The 10,727-nt window shown below is 46.6% G+C and carries 11 protein-coding genes; 3 read left to right on the top strand and 8 right to left on the bottom strand.

Annotated elements, in window-relative coordinates; translation table 11 throughout:
• Positions 1 to 19: 19 nt before the first annotated feature.
• From N646_RS11220 to N646_RS11205, 4 genes are all read right to left on the bottom strand, one after another.
• A complete protein-coding gene (locus N646_RS11220) occupies positions 20 to 856 on the bottom strand; it encodes a hypothetical protein (protein WP_017821122.1) in 837 nt (278 codons plus the stop codon).
• 9 nt (positions 857 to 865) lie between these two features.
• Positions 866 to 1,459 (bottom strand): helix-turn-helix domain-containing protein, encoded by a 594-nt coding sequence (locus N646_RS11215; RefSeq protein WP_017821123.1) that lies wholly within the window; start codon positions 1,457 to 1,459, stop codon positions 866 to 868.
• Positions 1,450 to 2,235 (bottom strand): TIGR04255 family protein, encoded by a 786-nt coding sequence (locus N646_RS11210; RefSeq protein WP_017821124.1) that lies wholly within the window; start codon positions 2,233 to 2,235, stop codon positions 1,450 to 1,452. The genes N646_RS11215 and N646_RS11210 overlap by 10 nt, the downstream gene beginning before the upstream one ends.
• A 385-nt stretch (positions 2,236 to 2,620) precedes the next feature.
• Positions 2,621 to 3,526, bottom strand: coding sequence for a LysR family transcriptional regulator (locus N646_RS11205; protein ID WP_005379156.1), 906 nt, complete (start codon positions 3,524 to 3,526; stop codon positions 2,621 to 2,623).
• Positions 3,527 to 3,647: 121 nt separating this feature from the next.
• Between N646_RS11205 and xapA the strand changes: the two genes are divergently transcribed.
• Positions 3,648 to 4,472: a xanthosine phosphorylase gene (gene xapA / locus N646_RS11200; RefSeq protein ID WP_017821125.1), complete on the top strand. Its 825-nt coding sequence runs from the start codon at positions 3,648 to 3,650 to the stop codon at positions 4,470 to 4,472.
• Between the two features lie 105 nt (positions 4,473 to 4,577).
• On the opposite strand, the gene N646_RS11195 is transcribed toward xapA, so the two are convergent.
• Together N646_RS11195 and N646_RS11190 are read right to left on the bottom strand one after the other, a co-directional pair.
• A complete protein-coding gene (locus tag N646_RS11195; protein ID WP_005394384.1) occupies positions 4,578 to 5,189 on the bottom strand; it encodes a bifunctional 4-hydroxy-2-oxoglutarate aldolase/2-dehydro-3-deoxy-phosphogluconate aldolase in 612 nt (203 codons plus the stop codon).
• Between the two features lie 9 nt (positions 5,190 to 5,198).
• Positions 5,199 to 6,575, bottom strand: a complete 1,377-nt coding sequence (locus N646_RS11190; RefSeq protein ID WP_012841240.1) for a GntP family permease — start codon at positions 6,573 to 6,575, stop codon at positions 5,199 to 5,201.
• 153 nt (positions 6,576 to 6,728) lie between these two features.
• Between N646_RS11190 and N646_RS11185 the strand changes: the two genes are divergently transcribed.
• A complete protein-coding gene (locus N646_RS11185; RefSeq protein WP_005379140.1) occupies positions 6,729 to 7,253 on the top strand; it encodes a gluconokinase in 525 nt (174 codons plus the stop codon).
• Positions 7,253 to 9,049 carry a phosphogluconate dehydratase gene (edd, locus tag N646_RS11180; RefSeq protein WP_017821126.1) on the top strand — a complete coding sequence of 599 codons (1,797 nt, stop codon included), beginning with the start codon at positions 7,253 to 7,255 and terminating at the stop codon, positions 9,047 to 9,049. Before N646_RS11185 ends, edd begins: the two co-directional genes overlap by 1 nt.
• 710 nt (positions 9,050 to 9,759) lie before the next feature.
• On the opposite strand, the gene N646_RS11175 is transcribed toward edd, so the two are convergent.
• Together N646_RS11175 and N646_RS11170 are read right to left on the bottom strand one after the other, a co-directional pair.
• Positions 9,760 to 10,089, bottom strand: a complete 330-nt coding sequence (locus N646_RS11175) for an SMR family transporter (RefSeq protein WP_005478614.1) — start codon at positions 10,087 to 10,089, stop codon at positions 9,760 to 9,762.
• Entirely contained in the window at positions 10,086 to 10,490 is a 405-nt protein-coding gene (locus tag N646_RS11170) for an SMR family transporter (protein WP_017821127.1), read from the bottom strand. The genes N646_RS11175 and N646_RS11170 overlap by 4 nt, the downstream gene beginning before the upstream one ends.
• Positions 10,491 to 10,727 lie beyond the last annotated feature (237 nt).

Below are 10,727 nucleotides of genomic sequence, written 5' to 3'. Positions count from 1 at the left end.
TTGCACGTGGTGCTTGTATCTAGATTCCGGGGCTTACTTCGGCAGGAAATTCCTCGGTATCGTTCCGATAAGACAAATAGTCCAAATGGAATCTAGTCATCCCCTCCAATGTAGCCATGCTAATCTGTTTTTTTTCTTTAACGAGAGCATGGGTGACATTAATACCTGCCCCTTTAAGGATATCTTTGTAACGCTCTATTCTATCCTGAGCTGTTTTAGCATCACCATCATTAGTCAGTGCACCTAATAATTGTACGTCATAGCGTTCACCTTCTAAAAGCTCACGATTTGGGTTGAGGCGAATGTAAATCCCATACAGGTGATCATTGGACTGCTTCGCAGCTTTCTTTAGCTTGCTCTCAGAACGCTTTAAAAGATCATTAAACGACGTTGGCAACGCGGGCCTATCATAATGTTCTCCCAACCAGTTCCTATAACTTCTCTCTTCTTGAATACCCCAAGAGATACCATCAAGATAGTCAATATCAATCAGGTTTTCTTTTGGAGTAAAGACTTTCTCCAATATGCTAACTCTGAGTGAAAGCTCTTGCAGTCCATCTTCACGAACTTGAGTTACGTGAGTATCAAGAATTCTAGGATGGGCGTTGTAACTTTTTTGAGGGTCTCTAACTTCAATAACCCTCGCAACAAGCAACTGTACCGAAGGAACCTCATCCCTCGCTATATCACAAGACTGAGAGGCAACGACAAGCACAAAGTTATCGTCTACTAGCCCAGCCTTATTGACATCTATGCACGTAGTATTTTCATGTCCCAATAAAACAACAGCTTGCTCCTTTGGAATAATGCAGCCTTGCAACCAACCTTTGGTCTCTAAAGTACTTCCAAAGTTCATATCACCTACCTACGCAAAGGGATCGTCGATCACGTCAAAGTCACTAGTCAACATTAAACCAGAACCGAAGTACAAGACGTCATCAGTATCAACTTCATCTTGTTGCAACTTATGCAAGATTTGGTTCTTTTCTTCAATATCCAATGTGGCGATATCTGGATATCCGTTGCTTAACCACTTGCTCAAAAGATTATGCTGATCCACCAACCGTAACAATTTTGTTTTGTTTGGTTTGGTATTGCCCTGCTGCCAATTATGAAGTGTTTTACGAGTTGTTTTTAATATACTCGCTAATTCTTCATCTGCTAATCCAAGGCTACTTTTTAACTCGTTCAATCGTTTGACTAATAGATTCTGTTGAGGCGACACTGTCAAAACGTCTGTCGTACTAACTTCAACAAGAACGTCGTGGAAATCTGTCTTAGTATGGGTCCAATACTTATGCTGCCCTGAACGATAATTAATAAGATCAAAAATCTCCGTAGCGTTAGGGCTCTGGTACGTACTATGTGCTGCTGATTGAACGGCATGCTGACCAGAAACCGCTAAATTTTTGATTTTACTTACGTCATAATCAGCGTATGCGTGATCTGCTACAACCATATTTCATTCCTTGCGTACGGAGTCGTCGCATTCCAAAATGCTTCTCTCGAAGCCTCATGTAAACCAGACAACGTTTCTAGAATATTATCAACTTCAAAGTCTTTCGGGTTATTTGAATCTTGCCAGAAGTGGTCAAAGTCTAAAAGAAGCCTCAGTTTAGCGGTTTCATCTGCTTTGACTTTTAAGCCTATTGAAACGAGATCTTCAGGCAAGACATTAGGCGTAACTGTCTGAACGGTTCTTATTACAAGATGTGTTGTCCCTGTTGCAATTAAGTATTCTTGACGCTTAAAGCCTTTTTGACCGATATTGCTAAATGTATCATCAAACAACAACTGAGGAACGACTAACTCTGATAATCCAGCATCCCCCCCATCTAACGATGTAATGTTATCGCAATAACGTAGACCCACCCTAGTGTAAATCGACGGGTTAACAATATTTTTCAAGACCTCAACTATCTGCTGAACATCTTCCTGAAACCCATCAAACCGATCGTATTTAGTCGTTGCATAAACGACTCTATTCTGATCAATGTCAACAACTCGTTGACCATCTTTGGATGTAAATAGCCATCTTTCTATGTTTGAAAAATCTACTTGGTCATTATTAAAGTTCACCGCTTTATCAACTACAGTGTTGAAGTTCGGAAAATCTCCACGAAGTTGATCGTGTAGTTCTGGGATGTATTTCTTCACATTTAGAATTGGTGAGTATCTCACCTCTACGAGAACAAGTTCTAACGGGTGATTGTTCAACTTCTTATAATCTGACATGTTGATACGCCTTTCTGGGACTCTTTAAATTAATTATTACACAGTAAATTACACATTGCTCGTATTTTCATCTGACATTAGATTCTGATCATAGTTCCACCAACCTTATAAAAGTACCTATTGAAAACAAAAGGCGGAAAGTAGGACGATTTACTCTGGAATAATGGTAAGGTTGAGTTCGGATTTTTGGAAAAATCGTTCCAATAGCCAATTTTTCTGGAAAAGGCTCAAAAGCCTCTTCCTATGCACCTTTCCAGATTTATTTCAGAAACAACCCGTGTTGGTAGTTTGTAACGATGCGTTAATTACGCTCTAATCGCATTGCTGATTTCAGCGAATCATTTGAAAAGGTCACCTTAGGGTGACCTTTTTTGTTAGCCCATGCTTAACTCGCATTCTCCAATAACGTGCGAATAAACTCGGCTTTGATAGCACTCTCCTGCTTACCATCATGAATCAGACACAAGTCTGCACGCAGTGACTCTTTCAGCTTGATAAAACGAATCCCATGCCAATGATGCTGAGAAAACGTCGACGGCACCAACGTCACGGTATTGCTGTTTGCCACATACGCCATCAAGGTGCTTGGCTCCACCACTTGTTTGCCAATATGGGGTGAAAAGCCTTCTTGCAGACAGGCATTGATGATGAAGTTTGCCGAGGCAGAATTCGCCAAACTCATAAACGCAAACTCACACGTCTTTAAATCTTGGAGCCGCAGCAAAGATTTGCTGGCTAACTCATGTTGCTCCGACACCGCCACCACAAACACATCTTTGCCCAAAGATACCGACTGATACGGATAAATGTTGAGTGCATCAGCAAAACGCACAATGCCCACATCGATTTTCTTCTCGCTCAGATGCTTCTTTTGCGTCTCTGGGTTAAGGTCAAAAATGTCGGCGTGATAAGTGTCATGCTCAGCATGGAAGCGCTGTAACAGACGATCAAATCCGCCCCAAAATGCGCTACTTACCACACCAACTCGCAGGATATTTCTCTGGTTCAACCCCACTTGCTGCACTTGATTGAGCGAGACATCCAAGGTCTGAAAAATCAGTTGGCATTTGGACTCCAACAATCGCCCGGCCTCCGTCAGCATGACATTTCTTGAATCGCGCTCAAACAGTTTGACGTTAAGCACCTCTTCCAACTCTTTGATGCGATTGCTCAACGGCGAATTGGTGATATTGAGGTTCTCGGCCGCCTTAGTGAAATGCTTGGTTTGTGCGACCTCGTAAAAGTAACGCAGCATCTTCAGCGTCACGCGCTCAAATGGTTCTGACTTCATGCATTGAGTCCTAGCGAATTTCATCATCCTCTTTTTAAGGATGATAGTAGCGAATAAAGCAAAGATAACCAGCGCAGAAAGTCACACAATGGAATCAACACACAACCAGAAGGTGACTAACATGAATCACGATCCAGTAATCGGCGCACTACAAACCATTCGCGAACGCAAACCAAACTTCCAACCTAAAGCGGCGTTTATTTTAGGCTCTGGCTTAGGCGTATTGGCAGACGAACTACAAGACAAAGTGGTCATTCCATACGAAGAGCTCGAAGGCTTTCCGGTTAGCACCGTGCAAGGCCACTCTGGTGAGTTGGTACTTGGCACCATGGGCGGCGTAGACGTAGTGTGCATGAAAGGTCGCGGTCACTACTACGAACACGGCTCAATGAAGGTCATGACCACGCCCGTGCGCACCTTTAAAAAGCTGGGCTGTGAGTTTCTGCTCGTCACCAACGCGGCAGGCTCCCTTCGCCCTGAGCGTATTGATGTCGGTTCTCTGGTGGTATTTCATGACCACATCAACACCATGCCTGAATCGCCAATGATCGGTCCGAATGATGAAGAGTACGGCCCGAGATTCTTCAGCCTCGCCAATGTTTACGACAAAGACCTGCGCGCAGAAGCGTTTGAAGTCGGCAAAGCCAATGGCATTCACCTCAATGAAGGCGTGTTTGTCTCTTACACAGGCCCCAACTTTGAGACCGCAGCCGAAATCCGCATGATGCAAATCATCGGTGGTGATGTCGTGGGCATGTCGGTCGTGCCAGAAGTGATTTCTGCGGCGCATTGCGGCTTACCCGTATTGGCAGTGTGTGCGATCACCAACATGGCAGAAGGCTTGGGAGATGTAGAATTGTCTCACGCTCAAACATTGAAGTGCGCGAAGCTAGCCGAAGCAGATTTCATTCGCTTTATTAAGCGCTTTATGAAGCATCACTTCTAAAGCTGCTTCATTCCAAAAAGAAAAAGGGTCATCAAGTAACTTGATGACCCTTTTTCGTATCACGTTTTCTAACGTTCGGGGGTATTTCGGAGCCGTTTGTGCGTTTTACTTAACTGCGCGAACCAATTCAGCAATGCCTTCCCAATCGCCGTTGTCCATCATTGCGGTTGGCACCATCCACGTACCGCCACAAGCTACAACCGATTTCAGCGCTAGGTAATCTTCCACGTTGGATGGGCTTACGCCACCTGTTGGCATGAATTCCACTGGGTAAACCGCCGTGAGTGCTTTCAGCATGTTTACGCCGCCTGATGGCTCAGCAGGGAAGAACTTCAACGTACGCAGACCCATTTCCATCGCTTGCTCAACCAAGCTTGGGTTGTTTACACCCGGTACGATAGTCACGCCACGTTGCTGACAGTATTTCACTGTGGTTGGGTTGAAGCCTGGGCTAACGATAAAGTCCACGCCAGCTTCGATTGCGATGTCGACTTGTTCTGTGGTCAGAACGGTGCCCGCGCCAATCAACAGTTCTGGGTACGCTTCACGCATGATGCGAATCGACTCCGCCGCCGCTTCGGTGCGGAATGTCACTTCCGCACATGGTAAACCGTTTTCTACCAACACTTTTGCCAGTGGCAGAGCGTGTGCTACGTCGTTGATTGCGATAACTGGGACGATTTTGATTTCTCTTAATCGTTGTTCAAGTGTTGTCATGGGGAACCTCTAAAGAATAAAGCTTAATGTTGCGACGATAATAAACGCGATACCGCCAAGTAACGTTTCCATTACCGTCCAAGTTTTTAATGTGGTTTTCTCATCCATCTCAAGCAGACGAGATACCAACCAGAAACCAGAGTCATTGAAGTGAGACAGTACCGTTGCACCACCCGCAATCGCGATTACGATAAAGCAAAGGTCGAGTTCACTCAAACCTGTTGATGCTGCCACAACCGGCGCGATAAGAGCCGCCGTAGTGGTTAGCGCTACGGTTGCCGAGCCTTGAGCAACACGCAGACAGGTTGAAATCACAAACGCCGCCACAATCACAGGCATACCTGTGTCTGTAAGAACGTCAGCCAGTGCATCACCGATACCACTTGAACGCAGTACGCCGCCAAACATGCCACCTGCACCCGTGACTAGGATAACACCACAGATAGGAGCCAATGACTCACCACATAATTTTTCTAGTTTTGCCATGCCGTAGTCTTTGGCAAACACAGCCAGACAGACAATCAAAGTGATCAGCAACGCAACTGGGGTTTTACCTAGCATACGTAGGAACTCAACCAGTGCCGTTTTGCCATCAATCACACCCGCAACCGCCAGTGTGTTCAATACCGTATCCAAACAGATTAGCAGGACTGGCAGCACAAGGATGGTCATAACCGTGCCAAATTTTGGTGCGTTGCGCTCATCCACCATCGCTTCGCCATTAAAGAAGGCTTTAGATAGTGGGATATCGAATTTTTTGCCCGCGTACAAACCAAATAGGTAAGCGCCAAGGTACCAAGTTGGAATAGCAACCAAAATACCCACCACCAATAGCAGACCGATGTTTGCGCCAAGGAATTCTGCCGCTGCAACCGGACCTGGGTGTGGTGGAACAAACGCGTGCATAACCGCAAAAGCACCAGCTGCAGGCAACGCGTATTTAATTGGTGAGCCACCAAAACGAGCCGCCACACTTAGGATGATTGGCATCATCACTACAAGGCCAGCATCGAAGAAGATTGGGAAGCCAAACAGTAATGAAGCGACGCCCAAAGCAAATGGTGCGCGCTCTTTACCAAAGCGACCAATCAAAGTGTCTGCCAGCACTTTCGCACCGCCAGTCACTTCAAGAATTTTACCGATCATCGCACCGAGACCAACCAGCAATGCCACGGAAGCTAGCGTGCCGCCGAAGCCGCCCATCATGGTCGATACGACTTTCTCTGAAGGAACGCCAGTGGCGATTGCCGTACCTAAACTCACCATAGTAAGGGAAGCAAAAGCATGGACTTTCAGTTTAATGATCAGAACGAGTAACGCTGCAATGGCAAGGCCTGCAATCGTCAGTAGGAACGTAGGATCTGGGGCTTGGGTTAATTGCTCCATAGGTTCACCTTTAAGAATTATTGTTTGTGTTATGGTTCACATTTATTTCAGTTACCGGTAACATGTTACCGATAACATGAATAAGATAAACCCATATTTTAAAGTGAATTCAAAAATTGAGATCACGCGCAAATTTGGTTATGAGGATAAGTTATGGCTGGTAGTAGTGTCATCGTTATGGGCGTTTGTGCTAGTGGTAAAAGCACAATTGGTGAGCATCTAGCGAAAAAGCTAGGGCGTAAATTCATTGATGGTGATGATCTTCATCCACGAGCGAACATTCAGAAAATGGCATCGGGCCAGCCTCTGAACGATGATGATCGCAAGCCATGGCTAGAACGCATTCGTGATGCGGCGTACAGCCTAGAAAGCAAAAACGAACACGGCATTATTGTCTGTTCAGCACTGAAAAAGATTTACCGCGATCAGATCCGCGAAGGCAACAACAACGTGACCTTCCTGTTCCTTGATGGCGATAGGGAGTTGATCCTTAATCGCATGCGTATGCGCAAAGGCCACTTCATGAAAGAAAACATGGTGAAGAGCCAATTCGAGACACTAGAGCGCCCAGACAACGAGCCTCAAACTCTGATCGTCAGTATCGACGGAGACATCAGCGACGTGGTGGAACGCTCTGCCGCTGAGCTAATCAAAATGCAAGCGATCGAGGTGGCGTAATGACTCACTCTGTTGTTCTTGAGGTCACACAACGCTTGACCGAGCGCAGCCGTGAAGCGCACGCAGCCTTTCTTGCTCGCACCGAAGTGCAAGCCGAAGCTGGCAAAGGCCGTGTTGGTTTATCTTGTGGTAACTTAGCCCATGCAGTCGCCGCTTCTTGCTCTTCTGAAAAGAAAAATATTCTCGATTTTACTCATGCCAATGTCGCGCTGATCAGCGCCTACAACGACATGTTGAGCGCCCACCAGCCGTACCAAGACTACCCAGCACAAATCAAAAAAGTGCTGGCGGACTACGGCCATACGGCGCAAGTCGCAGGTTGTGTGCCAGCGATGTGCGATGGGGTGACTCAAGGTCAAGCAGGCATGGATATGTCGCTGTTTTCGCGTGACTTAATTGCGCAATCAACGGCGTTGTCTTTGAGTCACAATGTCTTTGATGCCACATTACTGCTTGGCATCTGTGACAAAATCGCACCGGGGCAACTGATGGGCGCGCTGTCTTACGCACACCTACCAACGGCGTTTGTGCCAGCGGGTCTGATGGCAACAGGCATCAGCAACGAAGAGAAAGTCGACGTGCGCCAAAAATACGCAGCGGGAGAAGTCGGCAAAGACGCTCTGCTGGATATGGAGTGTCGCGCTTACCACTCTGCGGGTACGTGTACATTTTACGGCACCGCCAATACCAACCAGTTGGTGTTCGAAGCCATGGGCTTGATGCTGCCAGGTTCGGCATTCATTCATCCCCATACCCAACTGCGTAAAGCGTTAACCAATCACGCGGCTCTGAAAATCGCCTCAATGACGGCGGGTTCTGCACACTTCCGTCCGCTGGCCGAGGTGGTCACAGAAAAGAGCTTGGTCAACGGCATCATCGCTCTACTTGCATCTGGCGGCAGCACCAATCACACCATTCATATGATCGCCGTGGCGCGTGCTGCTGGCATCTTGCTCACCTGGCAAGACATCAGCGATCTGTCGGATGTGGTTCCTTTATTAGCGCGCGTTTACCCGAACGGCCCAGCCGATATGAACGCGTTCCAAGACGCGGGGGGCGTGCCAGCGTTATTGCACCGCTTGAACCAATCCGAGCTTTTGCATCGCGATGTGAAACCCGTGTTTGGTGAATTTGAAGACCAAATGACGCTACCGAGCCTTGTCGATGGCCAACTGACCTGGACATCGTGCCAAGGCAGCCAAGACGGTGACGTGATCGCCAAACCAGACGCCACATTCCAAAATACTGGCGGCACTCGCGTATTGACTGGCAACTTAGGCAAAGCCGTGGTGAAAGTGTCTGCGGTGAAAGAAGAGCAACGCGTGATTGTGGCACCAGCGATCGTATTCCAATGCCAACATGAAGTGGAAGCCGCGTACAAACGTGGTGAGCTGCACAAAGATTGCATCGTTGTAGTCACACACAACGGCCCAGCAGCAAACGGCATGCCTGAACTGCACAAGCTGATGCCAATTTTAGGTAACGTGCAAAAAGCGGGCTTTAAAGTGGCGTTGGTTACTGACGGTCGTTTATCTGGCGCGTCAGGTAAAATTCCGTCTGCGATTCATGTTTCTCCAGAAGCCATTCGTGGTGGCGCGATTGGTTTGGTGCGCAACGGTGATTTGATTCGCCTTGATTGCCAAACGGGCGAACTGAACAACTTAAGCGATACCACTGGTCGCGAGTTGATTCATTTCGACACCGAATCTACCCAACAAACCTGGGGACGAGGCTTGTTTAGCGTGATCCGCCAAAACGTCTCTAGCGCAGAAGAAGGCGCAAGCTTCATTGTTTAAGGCGAGAAGAAAGACCTCGTCATTCCGACGAGCCTCAGCAAAATCAGAAATCAAATATCGACATGCTATGACGTCAGAGAAAACTCCTCTGCCACAGCACTTCTTGTTGGTAGATTCTGAATCACGACCGTCCCTCGCAGTTCAGAATGGCAAGCTTTAGGATTGGCCTCGGTTCTTTTTAAACGAATGAATCCGTCATTCCAACGAGCCTAGGCGAGATCAGGAATCTACTATCAACGTGTTGTGAAGCTAGAGAAAACTCCTCTTCCACAGCACTTTTTGTTGGTAGATTCTGAATCACGCTCGTCCCTCGCTGTTCAGAATGACGAGCTTTGGGATTAGCCTCAGTTCTTTCCAAAAAACGAATGAATCCGTCATTCCGACGAGCCTAGGCGAGATCAGGAATCTAATAGCAAAATGCTGTGAAGCCAGAGAAAACCCCCTCTTCCACAGCACTTTTTGTTGGTAGATTCTGAATCACGCTCGTCTCTTGCTGTTCAAAATGACGAACTTTAGGATTGGCCTCTGTTCTTTTTAAAAATGAATGAGTCCGTCATTCCGACGAGCCTAGGCGAGATCAGGAATCTAATATCAAGGTGCTGTGAAGCCAGAGAAAACCCCTCTTCCACAGCACTTTTTGTTGGTAGATTCTGAATCACACTCGTCTCTTGCTACTCAGAATGACGATATCTAGCATTCATTAAATTACATCAAGCGGTCTTCATCACCACGACGGCAGCAATCACCACAAAGATACCAAACCAGCCGATTGGTTTGAGTTTCTGCTTAAACAGCAAGGCTCCACCTACTGCGGTACCCAAGATACCGATCGCACCCCAAGAGGCATAAGCAATGGCTAAGTCGATCTCTTTCACCGCTTGTGCCAACAGCGTGAATGCTGTCAGTACCAACACAATCGCCGCAATGCCCCAGCCTTTATATTTAAAACCTTTTGAGCGTGTCAGCGCCATATTGGCCATGATATCGACCAAGGCAGCCATCACGACAAATCCAAATGACATCGTAAAAAATTGACTCATGATTCGCACCTTGTACTAGTAGAAAATGAACGTTCTTTTGCCGATTTATCGGCATTTTTCTTGGCGTTAGGTTGACCATGTGATTCCCCTAAGGTCACACACACAATGCCAACAACGGCTAACATCAAACCAAACAACTCTTGATGGTTTAAGTTGGCATCAAAGGCGATGATCGACACCACGGTGATCAACGAGATACCTAACCCTTCCCAGACAGCGTATGCCACACCGATAGATATTTTCTTCGCGGCAAATGCGAGGAAGTAGTAAGAGATTGCGATCAGCACATACATTACGATGTAGCCCCACCACCCGTGCCCTTGTCCGATAAGAGACATAGTGCTGGTGCCAGCCACTTCGGCAACTATGGCGAGCAATAAAAATAGACGTGCAACTAGCATGATTAATCCTCCATTAGAAATTAAAAAAATGCATAACGGAGAATGGTGAATGCCGCGTACCTGTATCGACATTCAAAAAGTTAAAAAGATAAAAATGAGCCACTTCTCCTGACTATTTGAGATAAGGTTAGCGCTGGGTAGGAAAAAGAGACAGGTAATTGAGATATTCATTTTTGAATATCTTAAGAAATAAGTTGTCTATGTAATCACACAACATTGATAAGGTTAAAGCATCTG

Origin of the sequence: Vibrio alginolyticus NBRC 15630 = ATCC 17749 (genome assembly GCF_000354175.2) — a bacterium.
Taxonomy (GTDB): Bacteria; Pseudomonadota; Gammaproteobacteria; order Enterobacterales; family Vibrionaceae; genus Vibrio; species Vibrio alginolyticus.
Note: the sequence above shows the minus strand (reverse complement) of the source record. Positions and strands in the feature narration are given on the sequence as shown.